Source organism: Sphingobacterium sp. Ag1, from assembly GCF_000988325.1.
GTDB lineage: Bacteria > Bacteroidota > Bacteroidia > Sphingobacteriales > Sphingobacteriaceae > Sphingobacterium.
In genome coordinates this window covers 1-16622 of the sequence record NZ_LBGU01000033.1, presented here as the reverse complement: position 1 = coordinate 16622, position 16622 = coordinate 1, and the positions used below count along the sequence as shown (strand labels likewise).

Sequence of the window (16622 nt, the reverse complement as noted above, 5' to 3'; positions counted from 1 at the left end):
AACAAGCTAACCTCGGGGTCCGCGAATTATCATTTCACCGAACGGCAAAGGCTATTATTTGATCGTATGCCATCCAATAGATTACATTAGTCAGCAATCAAAACGATTATTGATTCAATATATAAATAACTGATAATCAGCAATAATACAGTTAAAATACTGATTATCAACACAATAGAAGCTATCAAAAGAAGAAACCTTTTGGTCGTGTTTTGGCGTGTAAATTGACTGAATATAATTTAGGGTGATATAACGTGAGTATTTTAGCTACAGAACAAGTAAGCCATTCCTTCCATGATCGATGGCTTTTTAAAGATTTACATTTCGGTCTCCAGAAGGGAGAACGTGTGGCCTTGGTCGGAATCAACGGCACAGGTAAATCAACCTTACTCGCTATTTTAGCAGAGCGAATCTTACCAACCTCAGGAAAAGTTGTAAAAGAAAAAGGTATAAAAATTGGTTTCTTAGAACAGGATCCTGATTTCACAGGATTAAAATCAATCAACGATTTTATTTATAGTACAGACAACGATCAACAACGTCTTATCCGCGAGTACGAGGAGCTGTTATTGGAAACTGATATCGATCAGAAAAAATTAGAAGATCTTACAGAAAAAATAAGTTCATTGAATGCCTGGGAGTATGAGCATAATATTAAGACGATTCTTAATCGTTTAAACATTATGGATTTCCATCAAGACATCAAAAGTCTATCAGGAGGTCAACGAAAACGCCTTGCACTAGCCAAGCTTTTGATAGACGAGCCGGACATTTATATATTGGATGAGCCCACTAACCATTTGGATATAGAAACAATTGAATGGCTTGAAAAACTATTAACAACAGGTAACAAAACCGTTCTCTTAGTAACACACGATCGCTACTTCCTGGATAATATCTGTACGGAGATTAGAGAGCTGGATCGGGGCAATCTCTTTACCTATAAAGGTAACTATTCTTATTTTCTAGAAAAGAAGTCCGAACGCGAAACCATTGATGCGGTTATGGTAGAGAAAAGCAGAAATTTACTCCGTCGTGAATTGGAATGGATGCGCCGTCAACCACAGGCACGCGGCACCAAATCCAAATCACGTATAGAAGCATACTATGACTTAGAAGAAAAATCTAAGGCCATTAAAGGAAACGACTCGGTACAACTCAGTGTTAAAGTAAGCAGACAGGGCTCAAAAATACTCGAACTAGAACATGTTGCCAAACGTTATGGAGCAAAAGAAATCATACATAATTTTTCATACACCTTTAAAAAAGGTGATCGTATTGGTCTAGCTGGAAAAAATGGTACTGGAAAATCAACCTTTCTTAATTTAATCACGGGAGAAGAAAATCCTGATACAGGGTCTATAGCGGTAGGGGAAACCACTGTATATGGATACTATAAACAGGGTGGGTTAGAAGTAAACGAAAACGACCGAGTATTGGATGTTGTAAAAAATATAGCAGACTATATCGAAATGGCAAATGGGGAAGTAATCACAGCTTCACAGCTGCTAACTCATTTTTTATTTCCTCCAGAAAAACAATTTGGTTTTGTCAACAAATTAAGTGGAGGAGAGAAAAAAAGACTTCAGCTTATGCGTGTTTTAATGAAGAATCCAAATTTTCTTATTCTGGATGAGCCATCCAACGATTTGGACATTGATACGTTAAACGTACTAGAAGATTTTCTTGACAACTACAAAGGAGTACTCATATTGGTATCACACGACAGGTATTTATTAGATAAATTAACCGATCAACTTTTCATTTTTGAAGGTAATGGGAATATACAGGTGTATAATGGAAATTATGCCGACTTCAAAAGTGAGCAAGACGAAATCCAAAAACTAGAAAAAGAAAAACAAAAAAAGAATATCCAAGAACAAGTAAAACCTATTGTAAAAGAGGAGAAGAAAAAACTTTCGTACAAGGAGCAACTGGAGTATAATAAACTAGAAGAAGAAATAGAAAAACTAGAAATACAAGTAAGATTAAAAACAGAGGAATTAAGCCAGGTAACAGATCATCTAAAACTTTCTTCCTTAGCAGAAGAAATTCAATCAATACAAAAACAGATAGACGACAAATCCGAAAGATGGCTTTATCTTGCTGATTTTATGTAAAATTTCACAAGGGGTTTCACGTGGAACACAAAGAAAAACGTAAATTTACAAAGAAATAAAAACACCACGTTTCACGTGGAACAAGAATAGAAAAATGTTTAAAAAATATAATGTAATTGTAGTTGGTGCAGGGCATGCCGGATGCGAGGCGGCGGCAGCGGCAGCCAACTTAGGTTCGTCCACTTTACTCATCACAATGAATATGGGGGTAATAGCTCAAATGAGTTGCAACCCCGCTATTGGTGGGGTAGCCAAAGGACAAATTGTAAGAGAAATTGATGCCATGGGAGGATATACCGGTATCATCGCAGATAAATCAACTATTCAATTTCGAATGCTAAATCTTTCGAAAGGTCCTGCTATGTGGAGCCCCCGCACGCAAAATGACAGAATGAGGTTTGCAGAAGAATGGAGACTACAACTAGAGTCTCTTCCAAATTTAGATATGTGGCAAGATACCGTAAAAGAAGTTATCGTCAAAAATGGAAGAGCTTGTGGTGTCATCACTTCAATGGGAATAGAAATAGAATCAGATGCTGTGGTACTAACCAATGGAACGTTTCTAAATGGTGTGATTCACATTGGCGACAAGAAATTTGGAGGCGGTAGAACAGGAGAGAAGGCAGCCACAGGTTTAACCGAACAACTTGTTTCTCTTGGCTTCGAGTCCGGTAGAATGAAGACAGGAACACCACCACGTATAGATGGAAGAAGTCTCAATTATGCGTTAATGGAAGAACAGTGGGGCGATGAAAAAAGAGGGCGGTTCTCCTATACAGATGTAGAAATACCAACTGAGCAACGCTGTTGTTGGATTACCTATACAAATGATAAAGTGCACGAAATGCTACGCACAGGGTTTGAAAAATCACCCATGTTTACAGGACGCATCAAAGGATTAGGACCACGCTATTGCCCTTCAATCGAAGATAAAATAAATCGTTTTGCCGAGCGTGAAAGGCATCAGATATTCGTGGAGCCAGAAGGCTTTAAGACAGTAGAAATATATGTCAATGGATTCTCTACCTCATTGCCAGAAGATGTACAATTGAAAGCTTTGCAATTAATTCCAGGTTTTGAAAATGCGAAGATGTACCGACCAGGGTATGCCATAGAATACGATTACTTTCCACCAATGCAATTGGATCTAACCCTAGAAACCCAACTAGTGAAACATTTATTTTTTGCAGGACAAATCAATGGGACAACTGGCTATGAAGAGGCCGCCGCCCAAGGTTTCCTAGCCGGGATAAATGCGCATCAACGTATCAATGATGATAAGGAACTTATTCTAAAACGATCCGAATCATATATAGGTGTATTGGTGGATGATCTCGTAACAAAAGGAACTGAAGAGCCGTACCGCATGTTTACATCAAGAGCAGAACACCGTCTACTTTTACGCCAGGACAATGCTGATATTCGCTTAACCCCCTTAGCTTACAAATTGGGATTGGTAGGAGAAGAAAGACTCAAAAAAGTCCAAGAAAAAATTGATAACTCCAATAAAATAATCGAGTATCTAAAACAAAATTCAACCAATGTCGAAAAGATGAATACCGTACTAGCCGAAGTAGGCTCAAGCCCACTTCCACAAAAAACAAGGTTGAGTAATGTACTTGCGAGACCACAAGTTGGTATCCAAGATATTCTGAAAGGAGACGAAGGCTTTGCACACTATGTATCCCAATTCGATAACGATACCATCGAACAAGCAGAGATCAATCTCAAATATGAAAGCTATTTCGATAAAGAAATGGAAATTGTCAATCGTATGAAGAAGATGGAAGATAGAGAAATTAATCCTGAGTTCGACTACAGCCTATTAACATCTCTATCCATTGAGGCAAGACAAAAGTTATCTAAAGTTAAACCACGTACACTGGGGCAAGCTTCAAGAATTTCGGGCGTTTCACCCTCTGATATCACCGTATTGATGGTTCACATGAGTTAAACAACTGAAAAACAAATACTTACATATTAAATATTACATAGCTTGAAATAAGCGATTTAAGACAATATTCTATTTTTTATGACAACTTCTTTAAGAGAAAATAAAAGTGGTTCAGAAAGGCTAAAAAGTAGCTTAAAAACAAGATTACTTATTTTAAGCATGTTTATTATGCTTATTGGCTTATCTATACAATGTGCAAGCATACAACAGCCCACGGGAGGGCCAAAAGATTCCATTCCCCCGAAAATACTATTGGAAAGTCCTACGAATTTTTCGAAGAACTTTACAGCTAAAAAAATAGTGATCACGTTTGACGAATATATCAAACTAGCGAATCAACAAAAGGAATTCAGTATTACGCCAGACATGGGAAGCAATCCAGAATTCAAGGTGAAGAAAAAAAATCTAGAAATTACCTTACCTGATTCCCTAGAAAAGAATACAACTTACAGCATATACTTCGGTAAAGGACTAGTTGATTATAACGCTGGAAATGCATTGGTCAATTATGCTTACATATTTGCAACGGGAGATAAAATAGATTCACTCAGTATATCCGGTAATGTAAAAAGCGCTATAACCAAAGAGGTTCAAAAAGATGTTAAAGTCTTGTTGATCCCCATCAGCCAAGATTCCATTTTCGGCAAAAAGAAGGCGAATATATTTACGACAACAGATACCGCAGGTAATTACAAACTAAACAATCTAAGAGAGGGAACTTATCGCATTTACGCACTTCAAGAAAAAAATAACGATAGAATCTATAATGGTGCTGATGAAGAAATAGGTTTCCTAAAAGACTCTATCGTGCTAGAGCGAGACTTAAGCAATATCAACTTGGAGATCTTCAAAGGAATCCCAAAAAAGTTTAGAACTCAAGAGAAGAAATTTGAAAAAAATGGAAGTATACTTCTTGTTTTTAATAGAAGAGTCGACAAACCCAAACTTGATATCCTAAATGACGAAGTAAATAACAAGGATAAAAAAGTACGTTTTTCAAAGACATCAGACTCGGCTACTTTGTTTATTCCAAATTTAAAAATAGACTCCCTAAAGCTTGTTCTGACAGAAAATGAAAGACCATTGGATACCATTCTCATTAGAAAAGGGAATGTAAAAATAGAGCAGACAATTGAGCCTATTTTTACGCCAAATAATGGACGAGTCGATCGCATTACACACCTTCAGGTATCTGCTTTCACACCGATCAAAAATATCGATAAAACCAAGTTAAAATTCAAAGAAGACTCATTGGTCCGGACCAATTACCAACTAGCCGTAGATACAGCAAATACCAATATCTACCATATTCGCTATAATTGGAGAAAAGAGAAAAAGTACCAAATCGAGTTTACAGAAGGCGCTATAACAGGCTATTTTGGCGAACAAAACAAAGAGAAAAAGCTCGATTTAACCTATGACGATAGTGAAAACTATGGGGATCTTACATTTGATTTTACAGATCTAGATAGCAATACAACCTATTTGGTTGAGTTAATCAATGAGAAAAAAGATAAGGTCTATCGCGTCGACAAAATAAACATGAACAACCCGGCTGTTGTATACAAACAGTATCCTGGAGGAAAGTATAGTATACGTGTGATACGCGACGACAATGATAATGGAATCTGGGACACTGGAGATGTCGAAAAGAAAACGTTTCCTGAGCCTGTTGTATATCTGAATAAAGTATTTACAATACGTGCTAATTGGGAACAGAAAGATAGTTTTTCATTGAGTGGCCTCAAAAAAAATTAATTGAGGCCATTCTAAAATAACTTATTTAGTATTGCTAATTCGATTAAGCTAAAACCAGGAACTGTACAGAACATAATTATCTGGTAGCTTCTGCAATAGATCTTTCTGTTCTTCAGTAAGTGCTTTTATCTTTTTGGCAGGTACTCCAGCATATAGAAATCCCGATTCACAACGAGTATTTTCCAAAACTACTGCACCAGCTGCTACAATAACATTCGATTCAACAATCGCATTATCCATAACGATAGCTCCCATACCGATGAGTACATGATCTTCCAAAATACATCCATGTACCATAGCCTGATGCCCTATACTTACATAATTTCCGATCGTAGTACCGCATTTCTTATAGGTACAATGTATAACAGCTCCATCTTGAATATTAGTATAATTACCGATACGAATATAATTGACATCTCCGCGTATGACAGCATTAAACCATACCGAACAGTGATGTCCAATCTCCACATCGCCTACAATCGTTGAATTGGGTGCTAAGAAGCATTCTTCGGCTATCACCGGAGATTTATCCAAAACAGGTAAAATAAGTGCCATATTCCTTAAAAAATTGTATCCTGTAGTACTTCCGAATGTTTCGGATAGTCCGTTGTATAATGCAATCCCCTACTTTCTTTCCGTAACATAGCTGATTTTGTCACGATATAAGCTACTTGAATAACATTACGTAATTCACACAATTTAACAGAAAGCCTTGTATTTCGATAAAATTCTTCGGTCTCCTCATACAAGAGATGTAGCCGTTTAAGAGCTCTTTCAAGCCTAAAATCGGAACGGACAATACCAACATAGTCACTCATAATCTTTTGGCATTCGCGCAAATTATGACTTACCAAAATATCCTCATTTGAAAGAGAGGTTTTAGAGTCATCCCATTCGGGGACGTCAACAATATGGTTAATCAATCCTATCGACTTTGTGGCGTCCAGGAAAATACGATGTGCATAAACAAGTGCTTCAAGAAGTGAATTAGAAGCTAATCGGTTTGCCCCATGTAGGCCAGTAGAAGAACACTCTCCGCAAGCATATAAGTTAACGAGGCTACTGCGTCCAAAATCATCTACATAAATGCCTCCACAGAGGTAATGCGCAGCCGGTGTAACTGGTATAAAATCCTTCGCCATATCCAGTCCGATCGAAAGACACTTTTCATAAATATTTGGAAAATGCTTGATAATATCTTCCTTATTCCGATGTGTGATATCAAGGTACACATAATCTATACCGGATTTCTTCATCTCGGCATCAATAGCTCTAGCAACGATGTCTCTTGGTGCCAAAGAAGCACGTTCATCGTACTCCTCCATGAAAGATTCACCATTGATCCTTCTTAAAATACCCCCAAATCCACGGACGGCTTCAGATACCAAAAATGCAGGAGAGTCCTTTGGATTGTATAAAGAAGTAGGGTGAAATTGCATAAACTCCATATTACGTACCTTACCTTTTGCCCGATACACCATAGCAATACCATCTCCAGTCGCAATAGTTGGATTTGTTGTACTTGAATAAACATGCCCTGCTCCTCCAGAAGCCATCACAGTAACCTTACTTAAAATCTTATCTACTAAATGTGATGAGGTATTAAAAGCATAAATTCCATAACAGGTAATGTCTTCCCTGTTCTTATCCACGTATTCACCCAAATGATGCTGTGTAATCAAATCAATGGCAAAGTAATGCGTTACAATTTCAATGTTGGGATCACTATGTGCTTGCGCCAATAATGCACGCTCAATTTCATAGCCGGTTATATCTTTATAATGTAAAATACGATGAGCGGAATGTCCTCCCTCTTTTGCCAGGTCATATAACCCCGACTCCTCTTTGTCAAATGATGTTCCGTATGAAATAAGTTCTGCAATCCGTTCCGGTGCTTCTCTCACTACGTTTTCCACAATTTCAACATCGCATAAACCATCCCCAGCAATCTGAGTATCAATGATATGCTTTTCAAAGCTATCTGACTTATCCACAACGGCAGCCACTCCCCCTTGCGCATATTTTGTATTAGACTCATCCTCATTGGACTTAGTGACTATCAATACTTTACCGAATTTCGATGCTTTTAAAGCAAAGCTTAATCCAGCAATACCTGATCCAATGACCAAAAAATCTACCTTTCTATCTGCCATATAAATTAAAATTCACAAACTATCCCCAAAAGTGACGATTCAAATTAACGAAAAATGTGGAAAACGTGTAAATAAAAGGTTAAATAAAAATGAAAAGTATTTAACAATTCACAAATCCCCTATTTTCTAGTCTTATTTCTAAAATTTTTCCGCATAAAAATTCAGAGATTTCCACATTTTCTAAACAAAAACTATTCAACAAAAATATATGGAAAATAAAAAATACGATAAATTAGAATTTTAAAAATCAACTATTTAATAGATAAAACCTGTTGAAAAATTGTTGAAAACTCTATAAAAACCTAAAATCAAAATCGAAATAAGCTAATTTATACCACTTTTCCACACCATAATAAACAATAAGAGATTTTCTATTTTAAATAATTAGTATTTATTGAAAAAAAAGATTGTGGAATACGTTCGAAAATCTTTGTTTAGTTTTGTCAAGTTCGATTAGAGGCCATTAGATTTCGATATCTAGGAATTATAAAGTCCCCTATTGAAATATTTAATTCTAATTGAGTTTATTTTATTTTTTCAATTTCCTATTGACTTTTAAAGAGCTTTAGGATTGAATATTTATTTTTTATTTTTCTAAAAATGGATTTAAAGTAGTTTCAGCGCGTTATTTATAAATTTTTTAAAAAAATATTGGTTTGAAGTGTTTTATACTTGCATATTTTCTCTTGTGGGATCTTATTTCAATTTTATCGCTTTGTAATCGATAGAAATCGGCTAAGAAAAGTTTTTAATTCTACTTTGGATGCTATGAGATTTTGATATTTCTGTCTTTAGAACAGATAAATTCTTTTATTGAATTCTAATAGTTGCTAATCGTTGCTTTTAAAATTTATATGAAAAAGGCAATTTAGTTGATATTGATATTAGGATTTTAAACCGTTTTAGGTTTGCGTATTTGCGTATTTTTTTCAAAAATATGTGAATTTTGCCTTTTCAACGAGGTAAAATTGAAGTGCAAAATTTTTGTAACTTTATTAGCAAATCTTTCAAAATTAAAATTGAAACGTATTTGGTTATTGGAATTTTTTATTCCTGGATCTGCTGATTATATTCAGATTTGGCTACGATATTTGTTTGGTTTTCGCGGGATTGAATTTTAAACAGAATCTCAAGGTGATTGTTTAAAAATATACCCGTTTAGAATTGGATATTTTTTTAAAATTTGTTTTCAGAGCTTTTTAATACATTCTATGGCTTTAAATAGCAAATTTTTTAAGATCTAAGTGAAATTTGAAGATTAGCTTGTTAATAATTTTGGATTGCAGATAATTTCTTCAAATAATTTATTGCAGAACAAACAATCTTACTATATTTGCAGCCCAACATCGGTTGGATGGAAGAATTGCCCAAATTAAATCAGTGACATTAGAATATTTTGGATCATTGCCATTTGGCATTTTTTTAAATCATTCTCAGGACTTATTTTTCTAAAATGAAGCTCTTATAGATTGAATATATTTTGTTGATTCGTTATTTGTATGGAATATTTAATTCTAAGCGACTTTGTTGTTTTTAAAGCGCTTTATCACTTGCATATTTAGTATTTTTTTTAATATTATCTATATATTTGAATCTCAAGTGTTATAATCCGGTAATTTTAATGCGAATTTTAAAAATAGCTAAATTTTAAATAATTTATTTTATATGATTACTATCTTTTAAGTTATCTATTTTGAGTTTTTTATAATTTATACGATAATTATTGCCAGATGATTATTTTAGCGGGATATACGCTCCGATTGTGTTATATTGAGTTTAGAATAGCGCTATTTACAGGATTTTTATCCAGATACAAGGTATTATTAACTTTATTTTGTGTTATTTCGACTGAATTTGTGATTGCTATAAAATTTCCTGTAATTAGATAGCAAAAAAAGTTTTATTAAGCTTCTTAGAATTAAATAAAAGCACTATTCTAGATCACAGCGGTCAATTTTTAATTCTCATCCAGTTTATTTTGGATACTATACACATTATTTTAGTCGTATTTCAATTTGCGGAAATAGTGCCTTTTAAAGTCGCTTCTACTCGACTCATTTAATTTTTTTTATAAATATCCAATTCTTATCGTGTTTATTCTGAATTATTTTATTCAACCCTATTGGACCTGATCCGCTAAATTTGTCCCTGTTATATTCCTATATTCATTTTTACAGGCTAATAATACTTATATATGCTATTCTCAACGGGTTTATTTTGGAAATAATGCTATCTATTGAATATTTGCGGCGTATTATGATTTAGGAAAATTGATTTTGGCCCCACGCTGGTCATCGTTGCTGTATGCGTTGGTAAATGGAGAACATATGAACTTCAGCTACTCGCGATTAGAATGCCATATATTGGTTAGGCAGTGATAAAATATGCTATAGACGATTCTAAGAGCGTTTATTTCATTTTCGGTGCTATTTTTATGCTTTCAGTTGCAGCACGTATACACAGTTCTCTCAAAATTTGCCAAAATAAACCCGCTGAGATTTTGATATAAAATTATACATCAATCCAAGATTTATTAATCTATCCTATACGACCTCAAAAACGTTTTCTTATCTGAAATGTTAATAAATAGAGCTTCCTTTTGTGCTATATTTTTCATTGTTTTGTAATATGCCTAAAAACGTTTCTTAGGCTAGGAAATTAAGTTATGGATGAAACTGATTTTCGAAGGTCGAAATAATGTGAAATAAACCCTTTCACGTTTTGGTATAAACGAAGAGCTTAAATAGTTTCCCAAATATCCAACTCTAAAAGAGTTTATATGGGCATAATACTGTATGATTAAACTGTGTATAAATTAATTTAACTATTAATACTTGTAAATGTTTATTTTGCATGATCAAATACATATTTTGCTGTCAGTTCTACAAGATCATGGAATTGGACAAAAGTCGCCATTGTTCGATCAAATTTACAAACTGACATTATCCAATGAGCTCGACTTAGCAAACACGTTGTAATCTGTTACTAATTAATAATAGGTTTTATATCAGTGTTTTATTTATTATTATCTACTAATGGATCAAATGCAAGCGAGAGGTATATTACCACGACTTTATTAATTTGCTTTTAATTGACTTTTATATATATAACAATGCTTATTTTTGCTGTTCATAAAAGTTGAAACTACTCGCATGGAAATTGTAAATTATGAGCTTCAAGCAAAAGGTTATATCGATGCTCCGATTGATCCCTCACTGGATTTGATTAAAGAGATCCAACGCTTAAAGAAAGAAAAGAAGGCTGTCATCTTGGCTCACTATTATCAAGAGTCTGAAATACAAGATATAGCAGATTATATAGGAGATAGTCTTGGCTTATCGCAGGAAGCTGCGAAAACCGATGCAGATGTAATTGTTTTTGCTGGAGTACATTTCATGGCTGAGACGGCTAAAATACTTTCACCGACGAAGAAGGTTCTTTTGCCAGATGCTAAAGCCGGTTGTTCATTGTCAGATTCATGCCCACCACATCTTTTTGCTAAATTTAAAGAGCAATATCCTGATCATTTGGTGATTACCTATGTAAATTGTACGGCTGAATTGAAAGCTCTTTCAGATATTGTATGCACATCAAGCAACGCTGTTCAGATTGTTGAGAGTCTTCCGGAGGATCAGAAAATCATTTTCGGTCCAGATCGCAACCTGGGTGCATATGTTAAGAAGAAAACAGGACGTGACCTGGTACTTTGGAATGGAGCTTGTATGGTGCATGAAATTTTTTCTCAAGATAAAATTGACCGTTTGAAAAGCGAGCACCCCGAGGCTAAGTTTATTGCCCATCCAGAGTGTGAAGATCATATACTCGCGATAGCTGATTATGTGGGATCGACTGCTGGAATGCTTAAATTTACCCAAACAGATAAAGCCCAGGCTTATATTGTTGCTACAGAATCAGGTATTCTTTACCAAATGCAAAAAGCAAGTCCACATAAGACGTTTATTCCTGCTCCTCCTAATAATGCCTGTGCATGTAATGATTGTCCGCATATGAAGCTTAATACGCTTGAAAAGCTATACAACTGTCTAAAGTATGAGTCCCCTGAAATTCTTCTTCCTGAGGATGTGATTCTTCGTGCACAACGTCCTATTGAACGTATGTTGGAAATATCAGCGCGCTTAGGACTATAGATTTGTTGTATTTTTGCTACGATTAGCTATCGTAGATTATTGATTTTTAATGTAATACAAACAATTTTTATGAATGTTTGTCCTAGCTTGTAATCAAGACGCTTAGCTGGATAAGCATATAAATTCATTGGACTTATAGCTATACTTGTTTTGTAATGCCATCTTAATGCATCAGTCAAAGATGATTATCTGGCATTACCTATATTAAACTTTTAAACTTTTTAGCATGTTTGATTTTGATAATACCGAGCGGACCAATCTAGAGGAAATGGGCGAGTTTGGACTGATTGATTATATAAGTAAGGCTGTTGAATTGACAGAGAAATCCACTTTGAAGGGGATTGGTGATGATGCGGCTGTTTTAGATTTCGAAGGTAAGAAGACTTTGGTATCGACTGATCTATTGTTGGAAGGGATTCATTTTGATCTTCGATATGTACCATTAAAACATTTAGGTTATAAAGCTGTTCAAGTCAATTTGAGCGATATTTATGCGATGAATGGAATAGCTTCTCAAATTACCTTTTCAATCGGTATGTCCTCTAAATTTCCATTAGAAGCTGTAGAGGAAATTTATCAAGGAGCTTTGATTGCCTGTAAGAAGTATAATGTCGATTTAATCGGGGGTGACACTTCGGCTTCAGCACAGGGGCTGGTTATTTCTGTGACAAGTATAGGCTATGCTGATGCAGATCAGATTGTTTATCGTAGTGGAGCACAGGAAGGAGATCTATTGTGTGTGTCCGGTGACCTCGGTGCAGCTTATATGGGCTTACAACTCTTGGAACGGGAGAAAGAGATTTATTTAGAAAATCCGAATGTACAACCTGATTTGGAAGGAAAGGATTATATCGTTGAACGCCAATTGAAACCTGAAGCCCGGAAAGACATTGTTGAATTATTTGCCAAGCTAGGGATCAAGCCCACAGCGATGATGGATATTTCGGACGGGCTTGCATCTGAAATTCTCCATATTTGCAAACAATCTGACAAAGGTTGTAGATTATATGAGGAAAAAATTCCGTTAGATCAGATGACTTATGATACGGGGCGGGAATTTGGCATTGATCCAACTGTAGCAGCGTTGAACGGTGGTGAGGACTATGAGTTATTGTTTACCATAGCGCAAGCAGATCACGATAAGATTAAGAATCTACCCGATATTAGTATTATTGGTTATATGACGCCAAGATCTGAAGGTTGTGAGATGATTTCCAAATCTGGGAATCTTTATCCGATAACAGCCCAAGGTTGGAATGCGTTTAAGAAAAAAGATTAATACGAAAAAGACCTGTTCAAAACAGGTCTTTTTTATGCTTCTTCCTCCTCAAACAGGAGTTCCTCCGTCTCATTTGGATCTCTTTCACCTACATTGAAATTGTTATAGCCTAAGCCCACTTCGATCTGTAATAATCGCTGCTGGAGCATTTCGAGAATCGCTAAAAAGTTATAGACGAACTGTATTTTATTTTCTGAGTTTTTAAGAATTTCTTGAAAATCTAATTTTTTATTGATTTCAATCAGTTCAGCAATTGCTTTCTTCTGTTGTTCAATGGTGTATGGATATTTGACAACTGTATGGGTTACTTCAGGGGGGCGATTACGGAATTGATACATCATTTGCTCGTAAATCATCATTAGACCATAGAGGTCGAAGCTATCCAAATTTTCTCCGGTAGAATCTAATTTTAGTCTTTGTTGGATATCATAGCGTATGTTGCCTCGGCTGTATAGTTTGAGACGATTCTCTTCCAAGACTCTCAAGTCTTCACAGGTCTCTTTAAATTGCTTATAGAGAATAAGTTTTTGAACAAGATCTTCTCTAAGATCGATTTCATTCTCGTTTTCGTCCAGATCTAGACGTGGCAACAGCATTTTAGCTTTAATACGCATCAATGTAGAAGCAACAAAGATAAACTCGCTTGCCATTTCCATATTGAGCGCTTGCATTTGGCTCACATACGATAAAAAATCATCTGTAATCTTTGAAATCGGTATATCGTGGATATTTAGTTCATCCCGTTCGATAAAAAATAATAATAAATCAAAAGGTCCCTCAAATTGAGGAAGCTTGATTTCGTAGCCTTCTTCTACTTGCATATCTTATACAAATTTACATATAAAATCTTTTGGAATAACTTCGATACAAACTATTCATTATTTTATTTGTTGTTCATCAATATGTAAATGCGATTTATTTTAAAGATTAAATAAAATTGTCGTTACTTTGTACGAACATATCATGTAAATAGCAGTACTATGCAGTTTGAGGCTGGAGAACTATTAAGTAAAATAAACGATCCCTCTGATCTTAAAAAGCTAAAGGAAGACCAATTAGAACAGTTAAGTCAGGAATTACGTCAATTTATTATTGATCAGGTTTCGGTTAATGGTGGTCACTTTGCAGCAAGTTTGGGAGTCGTCGAGTTAACGGTAGCGTTACATTACGTAATGAATACCCCATACGATCAATTGATCTGGGATGTAGGTCATCAGGCTTATGGGCATAAAATCCTAACGGGGCGTCGCGATATATTTCATACCAATCGAATTGAGAACGGAATTTCGGGTTTTCCCAACCGTTTTGAATCTCAATACGATGCATTTGGCGTTGGGCACTCGTCTACATCTATTTCTGCAGCATTAGGCATGGCGGTCGCTTCCCAAATAAAGGGTGAAAAAGATCGTCAGCATATCGCAGTTATTGGTGATGGTGCCTTGACTGGTGGAATGGCATTTGAAGCATTGAATCACGCCGGCATTTCCAAATCCAATCTTTTGGTTATTTTGAATGACAACTGCATGTCCATTGATCCTAATGTAGGTGCATTGAAGGAATATTTGACTAGTATTACAACCTCAAAACGCTATAATCGTTTTAGAGACGATATCGCAGCTGTATTAACCAAAATTTCGGAAGTTGGTCCAAATGCACTTGGTATTGCCAAAAAATTGGAAAAAAGTATAAAGGGAACTTTATTAAAAAATGCCAATCTCTTTGAATCTTTAAATTTTAGATATTTTGGACCGGTTGATGGGCATGATGTCAAGAAATTGGCTAAGACCCTTGAAGACCTTAAACATATACCAGGGCCCAAATTATTGCATGCCGTCACCATTAAAGGAAAAGGCTTCGCGCTAGCTGAAAAAGATCAGACGAAATGGCATGCTCCAGGTTTATTCGATAAAATTACGGGTGAGATCAAGAAATCTTCGAATGATAAACCAGTAGCACCTAAATTTCAAGATGTTTTTGGACATACTTTAGTTGAGCTTGCGGAAGAAAATGATAAGATTGTCGGTATAACGCCCGCGATGCCTTCAGGCTCTTCTATGAACATTATGATGAAAGCTATGCCTGACCGCGCATTTGACGTTGGTATTGCTGAGCAGCATGCGGTTACGTTCAGTGCGGGACTTGCAACACAGGGGCTATTACCTTTCTGTAATATCTATTCGTCGTTTATGCAACGCGCTTATGATCAAGTCATCCATGATGTCGCATTACAAAATCTGAATGTTGTTTTCTGTTTAGATCGTGCGGGAGTGGTCGGCGCGGATGGTGCGACACACCATGGCGCTTATGATATAGCTTTTATGCGTTGCGTTCCAAACATGACGGTTTCTGCGCCGATGAACGAGGAAGAGTTACGAAATTTGATGTTTACTGCGCAGTTGCCTAATAAAGGTCCTTTTGTTATCAGATATCCAAGAGGAAATGGTGTTATGCCGGATTGGCGTCGTCCATTTACAGAAATAGAAATAGGAAAAGGACGTCTTATAACAGCTGGGGAGGAACTTGCTATCTTAAGTTTTGGAGCGATAGGAAATGAAGCTGTTAAAGCGGTACAGCAGTTAAATGAATTGGGAATACATCCAGCACATTATGATCTTCGATTTGCTAAACCATTGGATGAAGCTTTACTTCATCAGGTCTTTCAGAAGTTTGATAAAATTATCACGGTTGAGGATGGAAGTTTGCAGGGGGGAATAGGTTCGGCTGTATTGGAATTTATGGCTGATCACGGATATCATAGCCAGGTTGTTCGTTTGGGTATTCCGGATAAGATCATTGAGCATGCTGAACAAAATGCACAGTGGAAGCATGCACACTACGATGCTGATGCTATCGTATCAGAAGCCAAAAAACTTTGCAATGGAAAATTGACCAGCTCAATGGTCGGATAAGAGCTATACATTTGAAAAATGAAAAAGGAGATAAATTTTGATCTCCATTTTCAATTTTCAGGACTAGTCAACGTGTTGGTCTGTTTAAGTTTTACAATCATCTCTTCTGTTACAATTTGTTTTTTTATGTCCTATAATTTGAGCTTATTTTTGGTTTGTGGTTGTACATTAATAAGTTTAATAGTCCTTTGGCAATGATGTTAAGTTGGCTTTAAATTCTTATAAATTTAATATTAAAAATATATGAACTAAAGATTGTAATTGGCTATTATTTTGGTTAATTTAGATCTAGACCTTAAAG

At 35.7% G+C, this 16622-nt stretch carries 9 protein-coding genes; 6 read left to right on the top strand and 3 right to left on the bottom strand.

Features of this window, described 5'->3' with window-relative positions:
• Positions 1 to 254 precede the first annotated feature (254 nt).
• From AAW12_RS08390 to AAW12_RS08380, 3 genes are all read left to right on the top strand, one after another.
• A complete protein-coding gene (locus AAW12_RS08390; protein ID WP_046673175.1) occupies positions 255 to 2120 on the top strand; it encodes an ABC-F family ATP-binding cassette domain-containing protein in 1866 nt (621 codons plus the stop codon).
• Positions 2121 to 2214: 94 nt separating this feature from the next.
• Positions 2215 to 4074 (top strand): tRNA uridine-5-carboxymethylaminomethyl(34) synthesis enzyme MnmG, encoded by a 1860-nt coding sequence (gene mnmG / locus AAW12_RS08385; protein WP_046673174.1) that lies wholly within the window; start codon positions 2215 to 2217, stop codon positions 4072 to 4074.
• A 168-nt stretch (positions 4075 to 4242) separates the two neighbouring features.
• Positions 4243 to 5832 (top strand): Ig-like domain-containing protein, encoded by a 1590-nt coding sequence (locus AAW12_RS08380; RefSeq protein WP_231585234.1) that lies wholly within the window; start codon positions 4243 to 4245, stop codon positions 5830 to 5832.
• Between the two features lie 48 nt (positions 5833 to 5880).
• Here the strand turns inward: AAW12_RS08380 and AAW12_RS08375 are convergent, their stop codons facing one another.
• Together AAW12_RS08375 and nadB are read right to left on the bottom strand one after the other, a co-directional pair.
• Positions 5881 to 6387, bottom strand: a complete 507-nt coding sequence (locus AAW12_RS08375) for a gamma carbonic anhydrase family protein (protein ID WP_046673172.1) — start codon at positions 6385 to 6387, stop codon at positions 5881 to 5883.
• Between the two features lie 5 nt (positions 6388 to 6392).
• Positions 6393 to 7985 (bottom strand): L-aspartate oxidase, encoded by a 1593-nt coding sequence (nadB, locus tag AAW12_RS08370; RefSeq protein WP_046673171.1) that lies wholly within the window; start codon positions 7983 to 7985, stop codon positions 6393 to 6395.
• Positions 7986 to 11137: 3152 nt separating this feature from the next.
• Here nadB and nadA point away from each other — a divergent pair.
• Together nadA and thiL are read left to right on the top strand one after the other, a co-directional pair.
• Complete coding sequence (nadA, locus tag AAW12_RS08365) at positions 11138 to 12133, top strand: quinolinate synthase NadA (RefSeq protein WP_046673170.1); 996 nt, start codon at positions 11138 to 11140, stop codon at positions 12131 to 12133.
• A 226-nt stretch (positions 12134 to 12359) separates the two neighbouring features.
• Positions 12360 to 13412 carry a thiamine-phosphate kinase gene (gene thiL, locus AAW12_RS08360; RefSeq protein WP_046673169.1) on the top strand — a complete coding sequence of 351 codons (1053 nt, stop codon included), beginning with the start codon at positions 12360 to 12362 and terminating at the stop codon, positions 13410 to 13412.
• A 32-nt stretch (positions 13413 to 13444) separates the two neighbouring features.
• On the opposite strand, the gene AAW12_RS08355 is transcribed toward thiL, so the two are convergent.
• Positions 13445 to 14233, bottom strand: a complete 789-nt coding sequence (locus tag AAW12_RS08355; protein ID WP_046673168.1) for a segregation and condensation protein A — start codon at positions 14231 to 14233, stop codon at positions 13445 to 13447.
• A 159-nt stretch (positions 14234 to 14392) separates the two neighbouring features.
• Here AAW12_RS08355 and dxs point away from each other — a divergent pair, with 159 nt between their 5' ends.
• Entirely contained in the window at positions 14393 to 16321 is a 1929-nt protein-coding gene (gene dxs, locus AAW12_RS08350; protein ID WP_046673167.1) for a 1-deoxy-D-xylulose-5-phosphate synthase, read from the top strand.
• Positions 16322 to 16622 lie beyond the last annotated feature (301 nt).